Raw genomic sequence first — 20,887 nt, 5'->3', positions numbered from 1 at the left:
GACTACTGGGCGACGCCGTACAAGCGGTCACCGGCGTCGCCCAGGCCTGGCACGATGTAGCCCTTCTCGTTCAGGTGCGAGTCCATCCCGGCGATCACGAGCGTGCAGGGGATGTCCACGTCGGCGAGTTCGCGCTCGATCCGCTCGACGCCCTCGGGCGCGGCCAGGATGCAGATCGCGGTGATGTGGTCGGCGCCGCGATCCACCAGGAACTGGATCGCCGCGGCCAGTGTGCCGCCGGTCGCCAGCATCGGGTCGAGCACGTAGCACTGCCGGCCGGACAGGTCCTCGGGCAGCCGTTCGGCGTACGTCGAAGCCGTCAGTGTCTCCTCGTTGCGGATCATCCCGAGGAAGCCGACCTCGGCCGTCGGGAGCAGCCGCGACATCCCCTCGAGCATGCCGAGACCGGCGCGCAGGATCGGTACGACGAGTGGCTTGGGGGAGGTCAGCTTGATGCCCTCCGCCTCGGCGACCGGGGTGGTGACGGTGATCGGGCCGGTCCGGACGTCCCGGGTGGCCTCGTAGGCGAGCAGCGTGACGAGTTCCTCGGTCAGCCGCCGGAAAGTCGGCGAATCCGTCCGCTCGTCCCGCAGGGTGGTGAGCTTGTGGGCGACGAGCGGATGGTCCACGACGAGGATCTGCATGGCCGGAACGCTACCGTCGGCGATTCGCTGCCGGGAAGTACGCCCGCTGCTAGCCGGGCCACCTTCCAATACTGACCGGGAACAGAAACAGAAAATGCAGTAAAAAAGAGAAAACTGGTACGCGAGTCTGCGACCATGAAAATGTGTCTGATCCCACGGCTGGGCCGATGACCACCACCGAGCTCGACTTCGCGGTCGCTGCCTACACCGAGGACGGGGACTGGCTGGTCGCGCCGCTGGCACTGCGGGGGGAGCCCGACCTGTCCGCGCTCGTCTCGGCGCTGCGGCGCTATCCCGGCGACGCGGGGGTGATCGGGATGATCTCGGTCGACGAGGACTTCTTCATCCTGCTCCGGGTGATCGGCGGCCGCGCCCGGCTGCTGATCTCCGACGTCACCGCCGCCACCGAGTGGCCGCTGGCCAAGCAGGTCGTCGACGAGCTCGACATCCTGCTGGCCGATGACGACGACGAGCAGGTCCCGGCCGGTGACCTCGGCATCGTCGCCGACCTGGGGATGAGCGCGATGGATCTGGGCGCGCTGATCGACGACGTCGACCTGTACCCCGAGGAGATGCTCGAGGAGATCGCCGAGGTGCTCGGCTTCGGCAACCAGTTCCACGAGGCGATCGAAGCCATTGGTTAATCCCGCCCACCGGGCGTGGGCCCAGCTGATGGGCCTCGCGCTGGAAGAAGCCGAGCGTGCGCACGGCAGCGCCGACGTACCGATCGGGGCGATCGTCGTGGACGCCGATGCCCAGGTGATCGGCCGAGGGCACAACGAGCGGGAGGCGACCGGGGATCCGACCGCCCACGCCGAGGTACTGGCCATCCGCGAGGCGGCCCGGCACGTCGGCGAATGGCGGCTCACCGGCTGCACGCTCGTCGTCACGCTCGAGCCCTGCACGATGTGCGCGGGCGCGATCGTACTGTCCCGGCTGGACCGGCTGGTGTTCGCGGCGTACGACGAAAAGGCGGGTGCGGTCGGCTCGCTCTGGGACGTCGTCCGGGACCGCAGACTCAATCACCGGCCCGAGGTGGTGGGCGGCGTGATGGCCGACGAAGCGGGTGCGCGACTCCGCGATTTCTTCACAGGCCATAGGTCTTGATAGCCTCTGCGGCGGTGGCGTGTCCGAGCGGCCGAAGGAGCGCGCCTCGAAAGCGCGTGAAGGGTACCCCCCTTCCGAGGGTTCAAATCCCTCCGCCACCGCCAACCACTCTCGGGTGGTAGTTACGCCGGAGACCCTGATGCTGTGTGATGCGTCAGGGTCTCCGTTCCTTTCTGACACGATCTCACTCCGCGCTGATGATTCGTTGCCGGAGGCACGGCTCCATTAAGCTGCAGTCCCGACCCGAGAAGTAGAGGGCCGACGTGGACGTCCATGAGCTCGACCGGATCTTGCTCGCCGGCGCCGGCGTACTGCTGGTGGCGATCATCGCCGTCCGGCTGACCGGGCGGCTGGGCCTTCCGTCGCTGCTGATCTACCTCGCGATGGGCCTGATGCTGGGCGAGTCGGGCGCCGGGATCCAGTTCGAGGACGCGGAGCTCGCGCACGCGCTCGGGTTCGCGGCGCTGGTGATCATCCTGATCGAGGGTGGTCTGACCACCCGGTGGAACGAAGTCCGCCCGGTGATGCCAGTGGGCGTCGTGATGGCGACCCTCGGCGTCGCCATCAGCGTGGGTGTGGTGGCCTGTGTCGCCCACTACGTGCTCGGCCTCGACTGGCAGATCTCGGTGCTCCTAGGCGCCATCACGTCGCCGACAGACGCCGCCGCGGTCTTCTCCGTACTGCGGCGCGTCCCCGTCCGTCCACGGCTCCGGGGCATGCTGGAGGCCGAGTCGGGTCTCAACGACGCCCCGACGGTCCTCCTGGTGACTCTGGTGAGCACCGACGGCCTGCAGGAGCACGGTCTCCCGTACTTCGCCGGCCTGGTCCTCTACGAGCTCGTGATCGGCGCCCTGTTCGGCTTCGTGATCGGCTGGGCCGCTGTCGGCCTGATCCGCCGGGTCGCGCTCGGCTCGGCCGGCCTGTACCCGCTGGCGATCGTCTCCCTCTGCTTCGTCTCGTACGCCGGTGGCACGGTGCTGCTGCACGTGTCGGGGTTCGCCGCCGTCTACGTGACCAGCCTGGTCCTCGGGCGGGCGGAGTTGCCGCACCGGCTCGCAACCAGGTCGTTCGTCGACGGGTTCGCCTGGCTGGCGCAGATCGGGCTGTTCGTGATGCTCGGCCTGCTCGCGTCGCCGGGGCGGATCCGGCTGAACGACGTACTGCTCGCGCTGGTGATCGGGATCTCGGTCACCGTGGTCGGGCGGTTCGCGGCGGTGACGTTGTCGGTGTCCTGGTTCCGGATCCCGTGGCGGGAGCAGACGTTCATCGCCTGGGCCGGGCTGCGCGGCGCGGTACCGATTGTGCTCGCGACGATCCCGCTCGCGGAGAAGGTGCCACAGGCGACCCGGGTGTTCGACGTGGTGTTCGTGCTCGTGCTGCTGTTCACGCTGATGCAGGGGCCGTCGCTGCCGTGGCTGGCGAAGCGGCTGGGGGTGCTCGACGACAACGCGTCGCATGAGGTGGATATCGACGTGGCGCCGCTGGAGTCGCTGGGCGCGGACATGCTGCAGGTGCAGATCCCGAGCGAGTCACGGCTGGCCGGCGTCGAGATCGGCGAGCTACGGCTGCCGGCGGGGGTGTCGGTTTCGCTGGTGATCCGGGAGAAGCGTGCCTTCGTCCCCGAGCTCCGGACCGTACTGCGCGCCGGCGACGCCGTACTGGTGGTCGCGCCGACCGCAGTACGCGAGCAGACGGTCCGCCGCCTCCGCGCAGTCAGCCGGGCCGGCCGCCTGGCCGGCTGGTTCGGCGAACGCGGCCGCGAACAGCAGTAACCCACCAGTGGTGGGCTGCTTGGCTCAGCCGGGGTTTTGGCCGGACGGGATCGGCTGGCTGGGGCGGATGCTCGGCAGGCACAGGGTGGTTTCCTTGGCGAGGGCGATCGACTTGACCCCTTCCGGGCGCAGTCCCCGGTAGCCCTCACCGACGACGAGGTCGACGGTGTGGTCGGGGCGGGCGTCGGCGAGGGCCTTCACCTTCCCGAGCACCTGACCGGCGATCAGGTTCATCTCCGGCGCGTTGGCCGTCGTCCCGCGCAGTGCGACGCCGGCGACCTTGTCACCCTTCGGCTCGTTCGCGATCTTGCCGATGTTGAAGCCGCGCTTCTTCAGTATCTGCGCCACCGCGGCCGCCGTACCGGCCTTGGCGCCGCCGTTGTAGACGTTCACGACGACCTGTTTCGGCGTCAGCCGGTCGTTCGCCATCTTGGTCTCGACGCAGTTCGGCTCCGCGCTGCTCTTGGTCAGCGAGTTCCATCCCCACCACGCGCCCCCGACCAGCACCGACAGCAGCACCACCATCGTGATGGGCGTCCGCCAGTGAATCCGCGAGTGCGGCCGCGGCTGTGGCTGGAGTGCGCTCATCTGACAGTCCCCCGACTCATGACTTAATCCACGACCAGAACCCGGGCGTGCAGGACCAGACGCTGCTGCAGGGCCGCGCGCAGAGCGCGGTGCAGACCGTCCTCGAGGTACATCTCGCCCTTGAACTCGACCACGTGGGCGAACAGGTCGCCGTAGAAGGTCGAGTCCTCGTCGAGCAGCGCGTTGAGGTCGAGAGTGCCCTTGGTGGTCACGAGCTGGTCGAGCCGCACCTGCCTCGGTGGCAGCACAGACCAGTCCTTCGGCTTGTACCCGTGGTCCGGGTAAGGCCGTTCCTCGCCGACGCGCTTGAAGATCACCCACCGAAGTCTAGCGGGGCCTGAGGGTCGGTGAGAGGTCAGGAATGTCACCGGGAAAGTTGGCCCGAGCACTCAACCTTCTGCCCGGGTCCGTCGTCCAATGGGGATAGGGACTAGTAGGGGGAGTAAAAATGAGGACTTTGACCCGATTGGGTGCCGGCCTGGCCGTGCTGGTCGTGGCCGTCGCCGGTACGACGATTCCGGCCGACGCGCTCACCATCAGCCAGAACAAGGCGGCCCAGACCCGCCTGAACAAGCTCGGCTGTACGGCGGGACCCGTCGACGGCAAGGTCGGCGCGATGACCAAGGCCGCGACCGTGCGGTTCCAGTCGGCCAACAAGCTCAGCCAGACCGGCACGCTCACCACCACGTCGTACGCGCGGCTGCTGGCCTCGACGGCGAAGCGCTGTGATGTCCGGGCGGTACCGGCCAGGACCGGTAGCGGCCGCCGGATCGTGATCAGCCAGGGCCAGAACTGGGTCTGGCTGGTCGACGCACGAGGCAAGGTCGTGCGCCAGGGCGGCATCATCGACAACCCGCAGTACCTGAAGGCGGGGACCTACACCAGCGGCGCCAAGTGCGGCCGGGCTGCCCGGATCAGGAAGAACACCGACGGCGGCAGCCTCTACCTGAACAACTTCGTCCGGTTCGCGCCGTGCGGGGTCGGCTTCCACCAGATCCCGACGTACCAGCGGGGCGGCGCCCAGATCCACGCCGACTGGCTGCTCGGCACCAACTACCGTGCGTCGCACGGCTGCATTCGGGTCTCGGCCGCGATGTCGGCCACCATCTGGTCCTTCGCCGCCACGGCGACCCGGGTGGTCGTCATCCGCTGACCAGTACTGCAAACCACTCAGTGCCCCGAGCGTGTGAGGTTCAGCCAACCTCCGCCTCGGGGCACTAGCATGCCGAGCGCAGGGGACCGAGTTTTTCTTCGTTCGTTCGAGAGGCAGGCTGACATGGCCGAGACAGCCGACGTCGTGGAGACCGTGAAGCAGGGGTACGCGTTCGAGGGGCCGGCGATCGAGCTGGGCGCGCTGCTCGTGGACGGTACGCCGAACCCCGAGGCGGCGGTCCGGATCCCGCTGTCGATGGTGAACCGGCACGGCCTGGTCGCGGGCGCCACCGGTACCGGCAAGACCAAGACCCTGCAGTTGATGGCCGAGCAGCTCTCGGCGGCCGGGGTCGCCGTCTTCGCGGCCGACATCAAGGGCGACCTGTCGGGTATCTCGCAGCCGGGCCAGGAGAGCGAGAAGCTGCTGGCGCGGACCAAGACGATCGGGCAGGACTGGTCGGCGACCGGCTTCCCGACCGAGTTCTACGCGCTCGGCGGGCAGGGCACCGGCGTACCGATCAGGGCCACCATCACCTCGTTCGGCCCGGTCCTGCTGTCCAAGGTGCTCGGGCTGAACGACGTCCAGGAGTCCTCGCTCGGCCTGATCTTCCACTACGCCGACAAGCAGGGCCTGACGCTGCTGGACCTGAAGGACCTGCGCGCCGTCATCAACCACCTGACCAGCGACGACGGCAAGGCCGACCTGAAGGATCTCGGTGGGCTGTCCGCGGCGACCGCCGGAGTGATCCTGCGGGCACTGATCGGTTTCGCGGACCAGGGCGCCGAGGCGTTCTTCGGCGAGGCCGAGTTCGACACCGCCGACCTGTTGCAGCAAAAAGACGGCAAGGGTGTCGTTTCGCTGCTGGAACTGCCCAACCTGCAGGACCGGCCGGCGCTGTTCTCGACCTTCCTGATGTGGCTGCTGGCGGACCTGTTCCACGACCTGCCCGAGGTCGGCGACGTGGACAAGCCGAAGCTGGTGTTCTTCTTCGACGAGGCGCACCTGCTGTTCGCGGACGCCTCGAAGGCGTTCCTGGACTCGATCGCGCAGACCGTCCGGCTGATCCGGTCGAAGGGTGTCGGCGTCTTCTTCGTCACCCAGACGCCGAAGGACGTACCGGACGACGTCCTGGCGCAGCTTGGTTCGCGCGTCCAGCACCAGTTGCGCGCACACACCCCGAACGACGCGAAGGCGTTGAAGGCGACCGTGTCGACCTTCCCGAACTCGTCGTACGACCTCGGCGAGGTGCTGACCCAGCTCGGGATCGGCGAGGCGGTCGTGACGGTGATGAACGAGAAGGGCGCGCCGACCCCGGTCGCGTGGACCCGGTTGCGGGCACCGCTGTCGCTGATGGCGCCGGCGACGGCTGAGCAGCTGACGGCCGCAGTGCAGGCGTCGGCGGGTAACGCGAAGTACACCGAGGTGATCGACCGCGAGTCGGCGTACGAGAAGCTGGCCGCCAAGGTCCAGGCGGGTGCCGAGCAGGCCGAGGCGGAGGCGCAGAACAAGCCGGCGCCGGAGCCCAAGGCGGCACCGCGCAGCCAGAAGCAGGACAAGGGGATGGTGGAGCAGGTTGTCGGCTCATCGGCCTTCAAGCAGTTCGCCCGGTCGGCCGGCCGGGAAATCATCCGGGGCCTGTTCGGCGCGGCCCGCCGCAAACGCTGACCAAGTATTCGACCCTGATGCAATAGTCACCCTGGGTATGGCGATCATTGATCCTTGATCAAACGACTGACTAATCAACCAGCGACTTTCGTGTCCAACTGGTTATCCACAGCGCGCCGTCGCCGATTGGGACCGAACCCTCACTCGTCGTACCGTGTGGGGTAATGGTTGCGCAGAGTAGGCGAGCGGTCCGTTCCTGGGCGCTGTGGACGCTGTCGGTCCCAGCGCTCGGCATGGTCCTGCTCGTGGACCTGGCGGCGATCGGCTACGGCGTCCATGCCTTCTCCGCTCTACCGTCGGGGCGTGGGCTCGAGATCGTCTTCGCGCTGACGGTCTCGGCGCTGATCTCGGTCGAGGGCGCGCGCCGGGTGGAGAGCCGGCGCCGGCGCGGTGGCGCGCTGCACAAGGACCTCGCCCCGGCCTGGATGATCGCGGCCGCGCTCGTCCTGCATCCTGCGCTGGCGATCCTCGTCGCGGTGCTGCTGCGGATCTGGTGGCGGATCCGGGCCGGCAAGTGCGTGCCGTACCGCTGGGCCTTCTCCACCGCGGTCCACGTGCTCGCCATCGGTGCCGCGCACGCCGTCTACCTGTCCGCTCGCGAGCTGGCCGTTGGCAGCGAGCTCGGCCTGGTCATCTCGATGGCGGGCGGCGCGCTGGCCTACGTCGCGACCGACACCCTGCTCTGCGGGCTGGCGATCTCGCTGATCGTGCCGGGCAGCAGCCGGCAGGACACGGTCGGCGGCAAGGACGACCTGTGCGTCGACGCGACCGCCGGCACGCTCGGCTGCCTGCTCGCCGCCGCGACTCTGGTCAGCCCGTGGTTCGCCTTCGTGGCGATCCCTATCACCTTGACCGCGCAGCGTGCGTTGCTGCTCGGCCAGTTGGAGTCCGAGGCGCAGACCGACCCGAAGACCAGCCTCGGGCGGGTCGACTGGTGGCGCCGCCGGACCGAGGAGATGCTCCGGGTGTCCCGGACCCAGCGCGAGCCGATGGCCGTGCTGCTGATCGACATCGACCACTTCAAGCTGGTGAACGACCGGCACGGCCACCTGGTCGGCGACGAGGCGTTGCGCGCGGTCGCGACGATCCTGCGCTCGGCGATCCGGACCAAGGACGTGATCGGCCGGTTCGGCGGCGAGGAGTTCGTGATCGCCCTGCCCGACACCGACCTCGACGACGCCACCGTGACGGCCGACCGGCTGCGCTCGGCGGTCGCCGCGAGTCCGCTGGCCGCGATGTGCGCCGGAGTACTGGATGATCCCGATCTGGATCCGGACACCTTCCGGTTGACCGTCTCGATCGGGGTCGCCGTCTATCCCGCCGACGGGAGCACCGTCGACGACCTGCTGCTGCGCGCGGACCGCGCCATGTACGCCGCCAAGGCCGCCGGCCGCGACCGGGTCCGGCTGGCCGCCGACATGCTCATCGAGCCCCAGCGCTCCTTCGAGCCCGGCCGCGCCGGTACTGCGGCCCGCCCGCCGGCTGACCTCCAACACCGATAGTTCCGTCCGCAGAACCTTTTGCGGCCCGCTGACGTCCTACGGCCTGAGGGCCTGAGGAAGGTGGGGGCGGATGCAGCGGTCGGCGAGCCGCGATGAGGACTTCACGGCTTTCGTGCTCGCGCGCTCGGCGCGGTTGGTGCACCTCGCGCGCATGCTGTGCGGTGATGCCGGGCTGGCGGAGGATCTGGTGCAGACGGCGCTGGAAAAGGCGTACCTGCGCTGGGACCGGATCGAGCTCGGCGACCCCTTCGCCTACGTCCGGCAAGCTGTCGTCAACCAGCATCTGTCCTGGATCCGGCGCCGGCCGTGGCGAGAGCGCCCGAGCGGGAGCACGAGCGAGCTCGACGAGCAGTTCAGCTCGTCCTTGCGCGGCCGAACGGCGGCCGACCCGAGTACGGGCGTGGAACGCCGGCTGGCGATCACCGAAGCGCTGGCGACGCTGACCAGAAGGGAACGAGCCGTGGTGGTACTGCGCTACGTCGAGGACCTGACCGAGACGCAGACCGCGGCCACCCTCGGCGTAGCGCTGGGAACGGTGAAGAGTACAAACGCCAGGGCCTTGCAGAAGTTGCGTTCCGCCCCCGAATTGAGCGACAGCTACGCGGGAGAACAGTCATGAACGACGACGAACTGCGGGAGGTACTGCGCGCGCCGGATGGCATCGATCCGCTCGACCCAGCGAACGTGATCGCCGGCGCACACCGCCGCCGCCGGAAACGCGGCATGGCGGTCGGCGGCGCGGCAGCGGTCGCAGTACTGGCTGTGGTTGCTGTGAGTGTGATCGCCGGGACTCGGCCGAGTGGCAGCCCAGTGGTCGAGCAGCCGACGCCTTCAGTCAGTACTCCGAAGGCGACCCGTACTACGCCGCAAGGGCCGAATGTGGCGACGCTGGTCGCGCAGTGCAAGGCAGAGCTGCGTGTGCATGACTTGGCCCTTGGACCAAAGACGGCCAAGCAGGCCCTGCTGTCGTCGGCAGACGGCTCTCTCATAGTGATTGCTGACGGCAAGAACTGGACTGCCTGTGACACCGGCTACCGCCAGGTCGGCGGCTCGGTCAGGATGTCCGCGCGAAGCCCTGGCCCCATCCGGCGGCCGGCCACGTCGGACGCCGATGCCTTTGCCGTGGCCAACAACGTGGTGACCAGGGCGGGCAAGGACTTCGACTACTACTGGGCCGCGGGGTTGCTGCCGGTCGGTGTGACGAAGGTCAGCTACTCGTTCCCCGGTGGCAGTTCCGTCGATGCGGTAGTCAGCGGCAAGTACTGGCTGATGCGTCACTCGGTGCCGATGGCAGGCCCGGAGACTACGCCGAGTCCTGAGCGAGTGGAGGTTCGGTTGCTTGCGGCAGACGGTGCCGTCCTGAAGAAGTTCAAGCTGCAGCCCGGAGAGCAGACCTGCGAGCAGATCTCGCACGGTTGCTGAACAGGCAGAACCTTTTCGGCCGGCCTCGCGTCCTTCAGCCCGACCAGCAGGAAAACCTTGCGGAGGGCAACAGATGAAGAAGCACGTGATCAAGCAGTTGGCGGTCGGTGGGCTGGCGGTGGTAGCTGTCGCCGGTATCGCGGGCGCTGCGGCCGCCGCGGCGAACAACATCCGGTTAAGGCTTGCAAGGATCTGCTGAAAGCCCAGCATCCTCTGGGATCGGTCAAGCTGGCCGCGCGTCTCGATGGCAAGCCGGGCAGCGTGGTGGTGCTTGCTAATGGCAACTACTGGGCTGGGTGCAGTACGGCATACGCGCGCCACAATGGCGAAGGTTCGCTGCGCGAGCCGGCCAAGATCGGTAGACCAGCTTTGACCGCGGACACCTTCGCCGTGGCGAACAACCTCATCCCGATGCAGGGCAAGGAATACGACTACTACTGGGCGGCCGGTCAGCTGCCCACCGGTGTCGCGAAGATCGCCTACACGTTTCCCGACGGCACGACCGCGAATGCAGTTGTCAAGGGCAACTATTGGCTGATGCAGCATCGCGAGGCAAGGTCCTGGACTCCGGGCTCCGCCACGAACCGCCCGAAGATCAAGGTGACCCTGCAGCGTTTGAACGGCTCGGTCTTGAAGGAGTTCCGGCTGATCTGGGGCGAACAAACCTGCGCACAGATCTCCCACGGCTGCTGACCAGGCCAAGCCCATCGACCTACGCGGGGCCAACCTCAACGCCACGCTCTCCTACCAACCACCTCGACCGGCTAGCCCACGCCTCCGTCGCCACGTGAACTCTCAACCGATGCAGGCTGTCACAGATCGCCGACTGTTGCTGTTGGCAACATCATCGGCTTTCCACAACTCGCAGCTCCCTGTGCATAACCTGACCAGTTCCGGCCAATCACGAATCCTCTTATAGATAAGGCCTTCCGGCCACAGAAACTGTCGGTGGCCTCGTCTAGAGTTCTGGGTATGGAGACCTCGCAGCTACTCCCACCGTCGATGCTCGGTGACAGCGCCCTGCTGACCACCATCGACGGCGTCGACGCTGCCCTGTCCACCCTGCTCACCTACCGGCTCCAGGTGACCGCCGACCTCGACCACCGCGGCCTGGCCAAAGTGATCGGCGCCCATGACACCGTCGAGTTCCTCGCGCTGCGCCACCACCGCAACCCCCGCGACGTCCGCCGAGACCTCAAAACCGGCAAAGCTCTGCCCAAGTACACCGCCGTCACCGCCGCCCTGCCCGACCCCCAAACACCCACCGACACCAGCTTCGACGACGCCGACCCCACCGACGTGGACGCGTCCGCGGACGCGGACTCTCACGCCGACGCGGACGCGCAGGTGGACGGGGATGGCGATGGGAGTGGGGGTGGGGTGCAGGGTGTGGTGGTGTTGAACCCGGGCCAGGCCGAGGCCATCGTGTCGACGTTGGAGAAGGCCCCGCCGACGGTCTCTGATGAGGAGTTGCGGGTGGCCGAGGAGCAGATGATCGAGGCTGCCCGGCTGTTGAGCCCTGACGGGCTGGTGGAGTTCGGTCGCGAGGTCCTGAACAGGCTGGACACCGACGGCCCCGAACCGGCCGAAGACGACGCCCACGCCAACGAGACCCTGTCGCTGCGCCGGGCCGACGGCGGCGTCAGGATCAACGGTTACCTGACCGGCGAGAACGCCGAACTCTTCCGGACCCAGATCAACCGTCTCTCGAAACCTCACCGGACCGTTGACGGCGACCTCGACCCGCGCTCGCACGCCAAACGCCAGGCCGACGCCCTCACCACCATCCTGAACGCAGCCGCCGCCACCATGCCCCGCAAACGCACCCCCAGCACACCCGGCACCCCCGGCGAGTCCGCCGAGCCCGGCGAGTCCACCGGGCCCGGCGGCGGCGACCCACACCAAGAACATCCCGGCCGGTTCTTCGCCCCGCCTAGCCCGCGCGCCAAGCCGCAGGCCGGTACCGGAGGTCTGTCCTGGCTGACTCCCGAAGCGGTCGCACTGCTCGACCCCTGGGGCGGCAGCAGTACCCCGTCAGCGGGCCCGTAGCACCACCGCACCGCCGGCGGCCCACCAGCCGCCGGCGCGGCCCTCCGCCGCGCGCCCAAAGCGCCCACCGACGAGGTCGGGCGCCATTGACCCATGTTTACATCCGGCCGGTGGCGCACGCCCGGACGAGGTCAGCGAAGTCGAGGCGCCACATCCGCCACTCGACCACGGTCGGGCGCCGCTGACCCAGGTCATCATCCGGCCGCAGACCGTCCGAAGGACCGGCAACTCGGTCCTTCGGATGGCAGTGGGTCAGCAGGCGGAGAAGGTGCCTGCGGAGATCCAGGCTTTGGAGACGTACATGCCGGTGTGGACGCGGAGCCAGATGTTGGTGGTGCCCTGGGAGCCTGTGACGCTTTGGCCGGTGGTTTGGCACTCGACGGTTACTTGGGCTGACTTGCCTGCCATCCCGACGACCGCGCCGCTGGAGCTCGCGGAGTTGCGGACGTTCAGGTAGCCGGACGAGATCGAGACGGTGCCGCGACCGCCGTCACCGGTCCACAGGTAGGTCGTGTCCACCCATGCGTTGTCGGTGAGCTTCAGCGCGTCCCAGAAGGTGCCGTCCGCGAGATCGATCCCGGCGGGGTTGGCGACCGTTCGGCCGAACTGGTCCTTCCCGCCGTTGTAGCCGTTCTGGTACGCCGCTTGCGCCTCCGGCCGGCCCTGCGGAAGGTCCTTCCACATCTCCCGGGTGGCGCTCGGGTTCCAGTAGTCGTCCTTGGTGTTCCACGGCCCGACATCCCAGACCGGCTCGAACGCGCACCGGGTCGCGGTGCACACCTTGACCGAGTAGTTGCCCGAGCCGTTGCTCGCCAGGCCCCGGCGAGACGGCAACGCGACGAAGTGGTCGCGGCTGATGATGACGTGCCCGTTGGCCGTCGTACCGCCGACCAGGCCCTCGCGGGTGGCGAAGACGCGTGACTTCAAGGGCGCGGCCTGGATCGCCATCCGGTTGGTGGCCGCTTGATCTGTGGGGTGCACACTCACGTCGCTGATCCACGGGCTGCCACCCTGCGGCGGTGCGATCACGATGATCCTGAGCTGGACCTGGTCGCTGGCGGCAGGCAGTGCCGTCGGCTGACCGGCCTTGGCGGGAGTCCACTCGGACCACCTGTCCTTGACCAGAGCCCGTACGTCGACCTCGGCCGTCCACAGGTCCGGCGTACCGGCGGTGTAGTCGACGACGACGGCTGAGGTAGCCGCGGCGAAGTGCACCGGGGCAAGGTTGGCGATGCCGGAGCGTTGGCGTACTTCGATCGATCCCATCGACGGGGGCGCGTCGCCGAGGATGATCCGGTTGCCGTCGACCCGGACGTTGGTAGAGCCGTCGACTGGCTGAGCAGCCACGCTGACGGGGTCGGTGGAGGCGGCGGAGCTCGGCCCGGCCGCGAGTGCGAGCGGGGTGATGGCGGCAGCAGCAGCAAGACAGACTGCTGTCCGCACCTTCGTGGTGATACGCATGTCTGTACCTCCGGGGCGGTGAAGGTCACCGGGTGCACTACCCGGTTCACCCAATGTGACAAACAAACTGGATCTGCGGTATAGCTCGTCAATAAATTTCTTCCGATCAATTGGTGACGTAACAGAACCTAAGTGGTGACCCAGCGGGTTGGGACGGGTGTGACGCAGGCAGAGGAGATTCGATGACCCGGACCGCGGACGCCGACTTCGAGCGATTCGTGCAGGCCCAGTCGACCCGGTTGCTCCGCTTCGCGGAGGTGTTGTGCGGGGATCGGCATACGGCCGAGGATCTCGTTCAGCAAGCGTTGATGCGGTCGTATCCGAAGTGGCACCGGCTTGACGGTGATCCGCTTCGCTACGTACGCCGGGTGCTGGTGAACAGGTTTTTGACCGCGTCCCGTCGGCACTGGACGAACGAAGTACCGAGTGACCCGGTGGACAACCACTGGGATCGCCGCGAGGTCGCCGACTTCTCCGCGGAGGTGCAGACCAGGGAGGCCGTACTTGCGGCTCTGGCCGGTCTGACCGTCAAAGAGCGAGCCGTGGTCGCGCTGCGCTACTCGCAGGATCTCTCCGAGGCCGAGACCGCCGAGTTGCTCGGCATGGCCGCCGGGACCGTCAAGAGCACCGCGTCCCGGGCTCTGGCCAAGCTGCGTCTCGCACCCGACCTGATCGACACCACCACTGTTGGAGGAAGAGCATGACCGACGAGCAGCGGGTGCGCAGCGCGCTCGAGTACGACTTGGAGCCCTGGCAGCCCGACCCGGCCGACCTGATGCGTCGCGGCCGCCGGCTCGCCTGGCTCCGCCGAGGACTGGCCGCGGCGGGCGTGACGGCCCTCGCAGGCACTGTCGCTACAGTGTCCGCCGCGGTCGGGGGACCTTCCGACGTCCGGAACCTGCTGGCCGGCGACGGCAAGCCACCGGCGCCGATCGAGGTACCCACCAACCTCCCGACGGCGGCCCCGACCTGCCTGCCGACCGTACCGACGCCGGGCAAGCCGAGCCTGCCGCCGCCTCCCGCAACGCCTTCCCTGCCAGGAAAGCCGGGCAAGCCGACGCTGCCGCCGGTACCGACGACGAAGCCGACGCTGCCGGGCAAGCCGACGCTGCCGCCGGTGCCGACGCCGTCGCTGCCGGGCAAGCCGACGCTGCCGACCACGAAGCCGACGTTGCCGGGCAAGCCCACGCTGCCGCCGGTGCCGACGCCGTCGCTGCCGGGCAAGCCCACGGTGCAGACCACGAAGCCGACGTTGCCGGGCAAGCCGACGCTGCCGCCGGTTCCGACGCCGTCACTGCCGGGCAAGCCGACTCTCCCGCCAGTGCCGACGCCGTCTGCGCCGGGCAAGCCGGAACTGCCGCCCTGCGTGCAGCTCCCCGAGCCGACGGCCACGCCGTCGCTACCGGGTAAGCCGACGCTGCCGCCGGTACCGACCGCAACACCTTCCCTCCCAGGGAAGCCGGGCAAGCCGACCCTGCCGCCGGTCCCGACGGCCACGCCGTCGCTGCCGGGCAAGCCGACTCACCCGCCGGTGCCGACTGCCACGCCGACCTGGTCCAAGCCGCCCAAGCCGACGTGGCCCACCGCGACGCCGAGCTGGCCGAACACGCCTCCCCCGTCGTTCCCCACCGGCACCCCCTCCCACCGGTAGGCAACCCCCGATCCGCCGGCGAGTAGAGCGATCGACCTCTACTCGCCGGTGGTTCCACCCGCCAGCATCACAGTTTCCGGAGGTGCTCGGCCGTCTTCTCGTCGGCCGGGAAGAATGACTCGATCATCAGCTCCGACACCGTCACGTCCAGCGGGGTGCCGAACGTCGCGATCGTGGTCAGCAGCGACAACTCCCGATCACCTTGCCGGAGCTTCATCGGTACTACGACCTCGGCCGCGCCGGCGATCTCGGTCCGCTCGCCGCCGGAGTACCCGCGCAGTTCGTCGTACAGGTCCTGGAGGTCGGGGTCCGCGGTGCTGGTGACCTGGCGGTGGAGGCTGGACAGGACGCTCGTGCGGACCTCGGGCAGGTTGCCGATCCGTGGCGCGAGGCCGTCGGGGTGCAAGGTCAGCCGGAGCGCGTTGATCGGCGGTTTGAGCAGCTCGGCCGACACTCCCTCGGTGAACAACTGGATGCCCGCGTTGGCCTCGACGATGTTCCACCAGCGGTCGACGACCAGCGCCGGGTACGGCTCGTGGGCCTTTAGCAACCGGCGCAGCGCCTCCCGGATCGCCAGCATCGCCGGTGAGTGCAGCGAGGCCTCGGTGTAGATGGGCGCATAGCCGCCGGCGAGCAGCAACTGGTTGCGGTCCCGCAGCGGTACGTCGAGATGCTCGGCCAGCCGCAGCACCATCTCGCGACTCGGCTTGGAGCGGCCGGTCTCGACGAAACTCACGTGCCGCGTGGACACCTCCACCTGGTTGGCCAGGTCCAGCTGGCTGAGCCGGCGGCGCTCCCGCCAGGCACGCAACAGCTCGCCCACCGGGCGCTGGAACGTCTCGTCGATCGTTGCGGTCATGTCCCGACCGTAACCGCTGAGGTGGTCACCTCCATTACCTCTGACGTCATCGACCGGTACCGGGTCCGGCGGCAGAGTTCAGGTCATCGCAACGACCAACCTGAGGAGCACCAAATGAACGCCACCACCCTGGCCGGCCAGTACTTCGCGATGTGGAACGAGGCCGACGCCGACGCCCGATCCGCCATCATCTCCAAGACCTGGGCGCCCGAAGGAAGCTTCGTCGACCCGAGCTTCGAGGTCAGCGGGTACGACGGCCTGAACAAGCTGGTCGGGACCGCACAGCAGATGTTCCCCGGCCACGCCTTCTCGGTGACCGGCGAGATCCAGGAGCACCACAACCGCCTCCGCTGGACCTGGCACCTGGCCGCGGAAGGGCAGGAGCCCGTTGCCGGCGGCACCGATGTCGTCACCCTCGCTCCCGACGGCCGCATCCACGAAGTGATCGGCTTCCTGGACTTCGCGCCGGCGCACTAGGTCAGGGGTAGGTCAGGGTCCGGCTACGACTTTGGTCGGGCCCGGTAGACCGACTGATGGGGGATTCCTGGCTACCCACCCGGCGGCCTAGGTTCGAGGTCATGGAAAAACGTTGGAACAAAGGGCTTTCGGCTGTGGTGGTTGCCGCTGGCATCGTCGGCGCTCTGGTGCCGGCTACTGCTTCGGCGGCAACTGCCGAGCCCATCAATTGGAGCGACTGTAGACCGGGCGGCGTCGAGCAGTGCGGCAAGTTGACCGTCCCGCTGGACTGGTCGAAGCCGGGTGGGGCGAAGACGCAGATCTTCGTCGCGCGCGTGCCGGCCAAGGACCAAGCGCACAAGCTCGGCTCGCTGACCTTCAACCCCGGCGGTCCCGGTGGCGCCGGGGCGTCGATCTTCGCCGCGGGTCTCGGCGACAAGTTGTTCGCGGACTATCGCGACCGGTACGACCTGGTCAGCTTCGACCCGCGCGGCAGCGGCAGCAGTACGGCGCTCAACTGCGGGCCGATCCTGCGCGCCGGCGTACCGGTGTTCCCCAAGAGCAAGGCGCAGTACGACGCGATGGTGGCCTCCAATCGCGCGACCGGCGAGCAGTGCATCAAGCAGCACGGCGAGCTGATGCGCAACCTGGACACCCGCACGGCGGCCCGCGACATGGATGCCATCCGGGCCGCTCTCGGCGAGGACAAGCTCAACTTCATCGGCCTGTCCTACGGCTCCTTCCTCGGTACGACGTACGCGCAGCTCTTCCCGCAGCGCGTCGGCCGGATGGTGCTGGACGGAATCGTCGACCACGCGCAGAGGCCGACCCGGTTCATGCTCGAGGAGGCGAAGGTGATGGAGGAGACCTTCAACCGCTTCGCCGAGTGGTGTGACAAGGAGACGGCGTGCGCGCTGCACGGGCAGGATGTCGGCGCCGTCTGGGACAAGACGGTCGCAAGGCCGACAAGACTCCCCTGCAGGTCCCTGATCACCCGCCGGTCACCGGCGACACGATGCGGATGGCCTTGCCGGCTCTGCTGCCGAAGACGGATTTCCTCGGTGATCCCTGGCCGGCGCTGGCCAACGGGCTGGCACAGGCGGTCAAGGGAGACGGCTCGTTGTTCGCCGAGACGAGCTACCTCGGCGACTACGAAACGGCGTACGCCGCCGTGTCCTGCATGGATCTGCCCGGTGAGCTGATGGGGTACGCCGATGCGAAGGCGCGGCTCGCCGTCGCCAAGGCGGTGGCGCCTCGGGTCGGCGCGGCCGTCGAGGGGTGGGTGATCACAGCGGCTTGCTCAGGCTGGCCGATCGCGCCGAGCAACCCTTGGCAGCCGACGCCGGTGAAGGACATCCCGCCGATCCTGATCACCTCCACCAGCAAGGACCCGTCCACCCCGGTCAGCAACGCGCGCGGCCTGGCGCGTCAGATCCGCGGCAGTCACCTCTTGATAGCCGATGCCTATGGCCACACGGCGTACTTCAACTCCGAATGTGCCCGCACCGCCATCGCGAAGTACCTGCTCGACGGCGACCTCCCGCCGAAGCGCTCTACCTGCTAGACCGCAAAGGCGCACCGGCTAGACCGCAAAGGCACCGAGGATCCGGCGGCAGTGATCGTTCCACGATGTGATTGGTGGGTGTTTGGCCTCCCCGTTCCCGGTTCGGCGGACCATGATGTGGTGCATGGGCGGATGCGGAAGGGGCGGGGATGAGTAACCTGCAGTTCGATCCGGGGGTGTCGCGGCAGATCGAGTCGGTCTACACGACACCGGACGTGGTCGAGCAGCGCCGAGTGGTCCGGACCGCTCTGGCGCTCAGGCCGGGGGACCGGGTTCTCGACGTCGGCGTCGGTCCGGGTCTGCTCGCGGCTGAGATGGCGGCCGAGGTCGGCCCGGACGGGCGGGTCTGCGGGATAGACATCAGCGACAGCATGCTCGCGCTCGCGGGTCGCCGTACCAAGGTGCCGGACGGGCCGGAGATCGAGCTGGAACTCGCCGCCGCCGGGCGCATCCCGCACGGCGCCGAGAGCTTCGACGTCGCCGTCTCCACCCAGGTCTTCGAGTACCTGGACGACGTACCGGGTGCTCTCGCCGAGATCCGCCGGGTACTACGCCCTGCGGGGCGCGTGGTCCTGCTGGACACGGACTGGGACTCGATCGTCTGGCGTTCCAGCGACGACGCCCGGATGGGCCGCGTGCTCACCGCCTTCGAGGAGCACCTCGAGGATCCGCACCTGCCCCGCACGCTCGGCGACCTGCTGGACAAGGCGGGCTTCACCGTCACTCACCAGCAAGTGGTCCCGATGCTCAACGTGAGCTACGACGCGCGCACCTACAGCGCCGGCCTGATCGACATCGTCGAGGCGTTCGTCCCTGGTCGCGCCAAGATCAGCGAGCAGGAGGCGGGCGTCTGGGCGGACGATCTGCGCAACCTCGGCGACAGCTACTTCTTCAGCCTCAACCGCTACCTCTTCGTGGCCTCGGCGCTGTAGTCCTTTTGGCATCCGACGGCCAGGGGGCGGGCGTACCGTGGGATACGCCCGCCGCCGTCGGTCGCTCTCCCGCCCCTCAGTGGGAGAGCTCGCGGCTCGGTGAGCGCCACCCATGCCCGAATGGGGCCGACTGAACCGCGGGACCCTTTACACGTACCCCAGCCTGGGCCGCTCACACCCGCGTCGTCAGAAAACTTGACGTTCCTCATACAAGTCCTGCCTTCGAGGACATGGACGGGTGACACCGGGCGCCCCTACTCTGAAAGGCGATTCCGGGGCCGGGGGAGGTCGCGGACGTCGCAGGGGAGGGAAACCGATGACGCACGTCTTCGACGAGATCCACGAGGACGAACTGACCGAAGCCGAGCTGGACGAGCTGGAAGCGCTCGGGGCCGCCGAGGACGCGGACCACATCCTCGGGACCTCGGATGTCTGAGGCAAGGATCGTCTGGCGGCGCACGCAGCTGAACCGGCGGACCGTCGCGATGCTGGTGGCCGCCGAGAAGCTCTACCAGTCGCAGTTCAAGTTCATCCAGGGGTCGTACAACAAGGGCGGGGTGCAGGCCTCGGCCGGCACGCACGACGGTGGCGGCGCGGTCGACATCGACGTGGTGAAGCAGAGCCCGGCCCAGCGCCGGGCCATCGTGCTCGCGCTGCGCAAGGTCGGCTTCGCCGCCTGGCTGCGGACGCCGGCACAGGGTCGCTGGCCGTACCACGTGCACGCCATCGCGATCGGCGACCAGGATCTGTCCCGCGGCGCGGCGATCCAGGTGACGGAGTACAGGCGCAAGCGGAACGGGCTGGCCAATCGCGGCAAGGACGACGGTCCGCCCGGCTTCTACGGGATTACCTGGGAGCTCTACCAGAAGGCGCACCCGGCGCCCGTGCCGGTCGCAGTACCGGACTCGTCCATTTCGCTCGGCGCGATGGCGTATGCGCGGACGCATGACGCGATGACCGGTGCTTGGGGTGCCGATCGGGCTCGCGTGGTCGCCTGGGCCGCGCACCCGAGGGTCGCGGCGATCAGCAAGGCCGAGACGCTGCCGCCGGCCGGGGTGCCGTGGCACCTGCACTTCCAGCGGGTGCTCAGGAAGGTGCAGCTGAAGTTCCAGCTGCCGGTGACCGGGATCTTCAACGAGGGGATCGCCGCGGTGATGAAGCGCTACGGCTACAAAATCACCGCTTGACCCAACGACTGTGACAACGACAAGGCCCCACCGGTAGCAGCCGGTGGGGCCTTGTTTGGTCCACTACCACCCGAGTCTTCCGGTGCAGCTGTGGAGATGGAGAGCGGAACCGGCGCCGATGCAGGGGTCAAGACGCCAGCTCCGCTTGCCTGAGGGGTTATCGCGTGTCGACCGCCCATACGTGGGCCTGGTGGAACTCGAGGTGCTGCTGCATTCCGACCGGTACGCCGGCTGCTCCGAGGTGCTGGAGAGTCGGTACGACGACCGCTCGCACGTCCGTCCGCTTGACCTCGTCCAGCAGCGCGTGGAACGCCGCGGACTCGGCCGCGTCGCGCTCGGTGTACACCGTGCCCAGGGTGAATCCCTCGGTGCTGGCGAACGCGGCGAGCGAGTTCGTCGCCTCGGCCAGCTCCTCGGCGCAGCTGAGCGCGTCGGCCCGGACATAGCCGAGCAGCGTCGGACGGGTGGTCATCGCGATCGCTCCGGCGTGCCGACCGCGTCGACGAGAACCGGCTCGCTGGTCACGCGCAGTGAGGCGAACCGGCGGCGCATGGCTTCTTCGTACTGCGCGGCCTGGTCGATGTCGGCGACGTGATCAGCAATGGTGGTGGCGCCGAACCAGACCCGCACGCGGCGGTGCGAGGCGGGAATCTCGATCGACTCGGTCATCGGTGGTCCTTCGGTTCTCGAGGGGGCTGCCCAACGCTGGACATAAGGAAAGAACACCGTAAAAAGCCGGGCCCCGGAATAGACCGGCAAGGACCTTTACAGAGGCCTTACGCTGCCCTGGTTCCCGGGTGAAACCGCTGGTCAGACCCGCTGGGAGCGGTTCCGGCCGAGGCCCGGCTTTATGGCCTGTCAAGAATGTTTACAGG

25 protein-coding genes and 1 tRNA gene are annotated in these 20,887 nt (G+C 68.3%); 19 read left to right on the top strand and 7 right to left on the bottom strand.

The features are described from left to right. Nucleotides 1-2 precede the first annotated feature (2 nt). Nucleotides 3-644, bottom strand: coding sequence for a uracil phosphoribosyltransferase (gene upp / locus A3ES_RS0119965; protein ID WP_020388613.1), 642 nt, complete (start codon nucleotides 642-644; stop codon nucleotides 3-5). Nucleotides 645-787: 143 nt separating this feature from the next. Between upp and A3ES_RS0119960 the strand changes: the two genes are divergently transcribed. The 4 genes from A3ES_RS0119960 (at nucleotide 788) to A3ES_RS0119945 (ending at nucleotide 3,523) form a co-directional block, all read left to right on the top strand. Then, a complete protein-coding gene (locus A3ES_RS0119960; protein WP_237745001.1) occupies nucleotides 788-1,288 on the top strand; it encodes a tRNA adenosine deaminase-associated protein in 501 nt (166 codons plus the stop codon). A 28-nt stretch (nucleotides 1,289-1,316) separates the two neighbouring features. Further along, nucleotides 1,317-1,751, top strand: a complete 435-nt coding sequence (gene tadA, locus A3ES_RS0119955; protein WP_020388611.1) for a tRNA adenosine(34) deaminase TadA — start codon at nucleotides 1,317-1,319, stop codon at nucleotides 1,749-1,751. A 13-nt stretch (nucleotides 1,752-1,764) separates the two neighbouring features. Then, a tRNA-Ser gene (locus A3ES_RS0119950) sits at nucleotides 1,765-1,855 on the top strand. Nucleotides 1,856-2,014: 159 nt separating this feature from the next. Beyond that, nucleotides 2,015-3,523 carry a potassium/proton antiporter gene (locus A3ES_RS0119945; RefSeq protein WP_020388610.1) on the top strand — a complete coding sequence of 503 codons (1,509 nt, stop codon included), beginning with the start codon at nucleotides 2,015-2,017 and terminating at the stop codon, nucleotides 3,521-3,523. A 24-nt stretch (nucleotides 3,524-3,547) separates the two neighbouring features. Here A3ES_RS0119945 and A3ES_RS0119940 read toward each other — a convergent pair whose 3' ends face one another. Together A3ES_RS0119940 and A3ES_RS0119935 are read right to left on the bottom strand one after the other, a co-directional pair. Continuing rightward, nucleotides 3,548-4,111, bottom strand: a complete 564-nt coding sequence (locus A3ES_RS0119940) for a LytR C-terminal domain-containing protein (RefSeq protein ID WP_020388609.1) — start codon at nucleotides 4,109-4,111, stop codon at nucleotides 3,548-3,550. Nucleotides 4,112-4,134: 23 nt separating this feature from the next. Next, nucleotides 4,135-4,428, bottom strand: coding sequence for a type II toxin-antitoxin system VapB family antitoxin (locus tag A3ES_RS0119935; RefSeq protein ID WP_020388608.1), 294 nt, complete (start codon nucleotides 4,426-4,428; stop codon nucleotides 4,135-4,137). Between the two features lie 131 nt (nucleotides 4,429-4,559). Here A3ES_RS0119935 and A3ES_RS0119930 point away from each other — a divergent pair, with 131 nt between their 5' ends. The 8 genes from A3ES_RS0119930 (at nucleotide 4,560) to A3ES_RS0119895 (ending at nucleotide 11,902) form a co-directional block, all read left to right on the top strand. Next, nucleotides 4,560-5,264, top strand: coding sequence for a L,D-transpeptidase family protein (locus A3ES_RS0119930; protein WP_040455056.1), 705 nt, complete (start codon nucleotides 4,560-4,562; stop codon nucleotides 5,262-5,264). Between the two features lie 123 nt (nucleotides 5,265-5,387). Further along, complete coding sequence (locus A3ES_RS0119925; protein ID WP_020388606.1) at nucleotides 5,388-6,929, top strand: helicase HerA-like domain-containing protein; 1,542 nt, start codon at nucleotides 5,388-5,390, stop codon at nucleotides 6,927-6,929. Nucleotides 6,930-7,093: 164 nt separating this feature from the next. Further along, on the top strand, nucleotides 7,094-8,431 hold the full coding sequence (locus A3ES_RS0119920; RefSeq protein ID WP_157630629.1) for a GGDEF domain-containing protein: 1,338 nt from the start codon (nucleotides 7,094-7,096) through the stop codon (nucleotides 8,429-8,431). Nucleotides 8,432-8,501: 70 nt separating this feature from the next. Then, nucleotides 8,502-9,050, top strand: a complete 549-nt coding sequence (locus A3ES_RS0119915) for a SigE family RNA polymerase sigma factor (protein WP_020388604.1) — start codon at nucleotides 8,502-8,504, stop codon at nucleotides 9,048-9,050. Next, nucleotides 9,047-9,853 (top strand): hypothetical protein, encoded by an 807-nt coding sequence (locus A3ES_RS0119910; protein ID WP_020388603.1) that lies wholly within the window; start codon nucleotides 9,047-9,049, stop codon nucleotides 9,851-9,853. Before A3ES_RS0119915 ends, A3ES_RS0119910 begins: the two co-directional genes overlap by 4 nt. A 73-nt stretch (nucleotides 9,854-9,926) precedes the next feature. Continuing rightward, the gene (locus tag A3ES_RS56770) at nucleotides 9,927-10,052 is read left to right on the top strand and encodes a hypothetical protein (protein WP_020388602.1); all 126 of its coding nucleotides are present in this window, start codon (nucleotides 9,927-9,929) and stop codon (nucleotides 10,050-10,052) included. Between the two features lie 170 nt (nucleotides 10,053-10,222). Further along, complete coding sequence (locus A3ES_RS0119900; protein ID WP_020388601.1) at nucleotides 10,223-10,546, top strand: hypothetical protein; 324 nt, start codon at nucleotides 10,223-10,225, stop codon at nucleotides 10,544-10,546. A 279-nt stretch (nucleotides 10,547-10,825) separates the two neighbouring features. Continuing rightward, nucleotides 10,826-11,902, top strand: a complete 1,077-nt coding sequence (locus tag A3ES_RS0119895) for a DUF222 domain-containing protein (protein WP_026163024.1) — start codon at nucleotides 10,826-10,828, stop codon at nucleotides 11,900-11,902. 252 nt (nucleotides 11,903-12,154) lie between these two features. Here A3ES_RS0119895 and A3ES_RS0119890 read toward each other — a convergent pair whose 3' ends face one another. Continuing rightward, nucleotides 12,155-13,363 carry a hypothetical protein gene (locus A3ES_RS0119890; protein ID WP_020388600.1) on the bottom strand — a complete coding sequence of 403 codons (1,209 nt, stop codon included), beginning with the start codon at nucleotides 13,361-13,363 and terminating at the stop codon, nucleotides 12,155-12,157. Nucleotides 13,364-13,545: 182 nt separating this feature from the next. Between A3ES_RS0119890 and A3ES_RS0119885 the strand changes: the two genes are divergently transcribed. Both A3ES_RS0119885 and A3ES_RS0119880 read left to right on the top strand, forming a co-directional pair. After that, entirely contained in the window at nucleotides 13,546-14,067 is a 522-nt protein-coding gene (locus A3ES_RS0119885) for a SigE family RNA polymerase sigma factor (protein WP_020388599.1), read from the top strand. Continuing rightward, the gene (locus A3ES_RS0119880) at nucleotides 14,064-15,014 is read left to right on the top strand and encodes an anti-sigma factor (protein ID WP_020388598.1); all 951 of its coding nucleotides are present in this window, start codon (nucleotides 14,064-14,066) and stop codon (nucleotides 15,012-15,014) included. The genes A3ES_RS0119885 and A3ES_RS0119880 overlap by 4 nt, the downstream gene beginning before the upstream one ends. Nucleotides 15,015-15,081: 67 nt before the next feature. Here A3ES_RS0119880 and A3ES_RS0119875 read toward each other — a convergent pair whose 3' ends face one another. Continuing rightward, nucleotides 15,082-15,873, bottom strand: coding sequence for a helix-turn-helix domain-containing protein (locus A3ES_RS0119875; RefSeq protein ID WP_020388597.1), 792 nt, complete (start codon nucleotides 15,871-15,873; stop codon nucleotides 15,082-15,084). Between the two features lie 114 nt (nucleotides 15,874-15,987). Here A3ES_RS0119875 and A3ES_RS0119870 point away from each other — a divergent pair, with 114 nt between their 5' ends. From A3ES_RS0119870 to A3ES_RS0119850, 5 genes are all read left to right on the top strand, one after another. Beyond that, the gene (locus tag A3ES_RS0119870) at nucleotides 15,988-16,350 is read left to right on the top strand and encodes a nuclear transport factor 2 family protein (RefSeq protein WP_020388596.1); all 363 of its coding nucleotides are present in this window, start codon (nucleotides 15,988-15,990) and stop codon (nucleotides 16,348-16,350) included. 101 nt (nucleotides 16,351-16,451) lie between these two features. Next, complete coding sequence (locus A3ES_RS47710) at nucleotides 16,452-17,531, top strand: alpha/beta fold hydrolase (RefSeq protein WP_157630628.1); 1,080 nt, start codon at nucleotides 16,452-16,454, stop codon at nucleotides 17,529-17,531. Further along, a complete protein-coding gene (locus A3ES_RS51360; protein WP_157630627.1) occupies nucleotides 17,450-17,893 on the top strand; it encodes an alpha/beta hydrolase in 444 nt (147 codons plus the stop codon). Before A3ES_RS47710 ends, A3ES_RS51360 begins: the two co-directional genes overlap by 82 nt. A 149-nt stretch (nucleotides 17,894-18,042) precedes the next feature. Next, entirely contained in the window at nucleotides 18,043-18,825 is a 783-nt protein-coding gene (locus A3ES_RS0119860) for a methyltransferase domain-containing protein (RefSeq protein ID WP_020388593.1), read from the top strand. A gap of 428 nt (nucleotides 18,826-19,253) precedes the next feature. Beyond that, the gene (locus A3ES_RS0119850) at nucleotides 19,254-20,012 is read left to right on the top strand and encodes a hypothetical protein (protein WP_020388591.1); all 759 of its coding nucleotides are present in this window, start codon (nucleotides 19,254-19,256) and stop codon (nucleotides 20,010-20,012) included. A 157-nt stretch (nucleotides 20,013-20,169) separates the two neighbouring features. On the opposite strand, the gene A3ES_RS0119845 is transcribed toward A3ES_RS0119850, so the two are convergent. Both A3ES_RS0119845 and A3ES_RS0119840 read right to left on the bottom strand, forming a co-directional pair. After that, complete coding sequence (locus A3ES_RS0119845; protein ID WP_020388590.1) at nucleotides 20,170-20,484, bottom strand: hypothetical protein; 315 nt, start codon at nucleotides 20,482-20,484, stop codon at nucleotides 20,170-20,172. Then, nucleotides 20,481-20,681, bottom strand: a complete 201-nt coding sequence (locus A3ES_RS0119840) for a hypothetical protein (RefSeq protein WP_020388589.1) — start codon at nucleotides 20,679-20,681, stop codon at nucleotides 20,481-20,483. The genes A3ES_RS0119845 and A3ES_RS0119840 overlap by 4 nt, the downstream gene beginning before the upstream one ends. Nucleotides 20,682-20,887 lie beyond the last annotated feature (206 nt).

This window comes from Kribbella catacumbae DSM 19601 (assembly GCF_000372465.1).
In the GTDB taxonomy this organism is placed as follows: domain Bacteria; phylum Actinomycetota; class Actinomycetes; order Propionibacteriales; family Kribbellaceae; genus Kribbella; species Kribbella catacumbae.
This window is presented reverse-complemented; position numbering and strand designations above follow the sequence as displayed.

Excerpts from the sequence above, each read along its gene's own strand:
- A3ES_RS0119875 (WP_020388597.1), bottom strand. The coding sequence starts at position 15,873 with ATGACCGCAACGATCGACGAGACGTTCCAGCGCCCGGTGGGCGAGCTG.
- A3ES_RS0119930 (WP_040455056.1), top strand. The coding sequence starts at position 4,560 with ATGAGGACTTTGACCCGATTGGGTGCCGGCCTGGCCGTGCTGGTCGTG.
- A3ES_RS0119940 (WP_020388609.1), bottom strand. The coding sequence starts at position 4,111 with ATGAGCGCACTCCAGCCACAGCCGCGGCCGCACTCGCGGATTCACTGG.
- A3ES_RS0119915 (WP_020388604.1), top strand. The coding sequence starts at position 8,502 with ATGCAGCGGTCGGCGAGCCGCGATGAGGACTTCACGGCTTTCGTGCTC.
- A3ES_RS0119885 (WP_020388599.1), top strand. The coding sequence starts at position 13,546 with ATGACCCGGACCGCGGACGCCGACTTCGAGCGATTCGTGCAGGCCCAG.
- A3ES_RS0119840 (WP_020388589.1), bottom strand. The coding sequence starts at position 20,681 with ATGACCGAGTCGATCGAGATTCCCGCCTCGCACCGCCGCGTGCGGGTC.
- A3ES_RS0119920 (WP_157630629.1), top strand. The coding sequence starts at position 7,094 with ATGGTTGCGCAGAGTAGGCGAGCGGTCCGTTCCTGGGCGCTGTGGACG.
- A3ES_RS0119850 (WP_020388591.1), top strand. The coding sequence starts at position 19,254 with ATGTCTGAGGCAAGGATCGTCTGGCGGCGCACGCAGCTGAACCGGCGG.
- A3ES_RS0119895 (WP_026163024.1), top strand. The coding sequence starts at position 10,826 with ATGGAGACCTCGCAGCTACTCCCACCGTCGATGCTCGGTGACAGCGCC.
- A3ES_RS47710 (WP_157630628.1), top strand. The coding sequence starts at position 16,452 with ATGGAAAAACGTTGGAACAAAGGGCTTTCGGCTGTGGTGGTTGCCGCT.
- A3ES_RS0119845 (WP_020388590.1), bottom strand. The coding sequence starts at position 20,484 with ATGACCACCCGTCCGACGCTGCTCGGCTATGTCCGGGCCGACGCGCTC.
- A3ES_RS0119910 (WP_020388603.1), top strand. The coding sequence starts at position 9,047 with ATGAACGACGACGAACTGCGGGAGGTACTGCGCGCGCCGGATGGCATC.
- A3ES_RS0119925 (WP_020388606.1), top strand. The coding sequence starts at position 5,388 with ATGGCCGAGACAGCCGACGTCGTGGAGACCGTGAAGCAGGGGTACGCG.
- A3ES_RS56770 (WP_020388602.1), top strand. The coding sequence starts at position 9,927 with ATGAAGAAGCACGTGATCAAGCAGTTGGCGGTCGGTGGGCTGGCGGTG.
- tadA (WP_020388611.1), top strand. The coding sequence starts at position 1,317 with ATGGGCCTCGCGCTGGAAGAAGCCGAGCGTGCGCACGGCAGCGCCGAC.
- A3ES_RS0119880 (WP_020388598.1), top strand. The coding sequence starts at position 14,064 with ATGACCGACGAGCAGCGGGTGCGCAGCGCGCTCGAGTACGACTTGGAG.
- A3ES_RS0119860 (WP_020388593.1), top strand. The coding sequence starts at position 18,043 with ATGAGTAACCTGCAGTTCGATCCGGGGGTGTCGCGGCAGATCGAGTCG.
- A3ES_RS0119890 (WP_020388600.1), bottom strand. The coding sequence starts at position 13,363 with ATGCGTATCACCACGAAGGTGCGGACAGCAGTCTGTCTTGCTGCTGCT.
- upp (WP_020388613.1), bottom strand. The coding sequence starts at position 644 with ATGCAGATCCTCGTCGTGGACCATCCGCTCGTCGCCCACAAGCTCACC.
- A3ES_RS0119870 (WP_020388596.1), top strand. The coding sequence starts at position 15,988 with ATGAACGCCACCACCCTGGCCGGCCAGTACTTCGCGATGTGGAACGAG.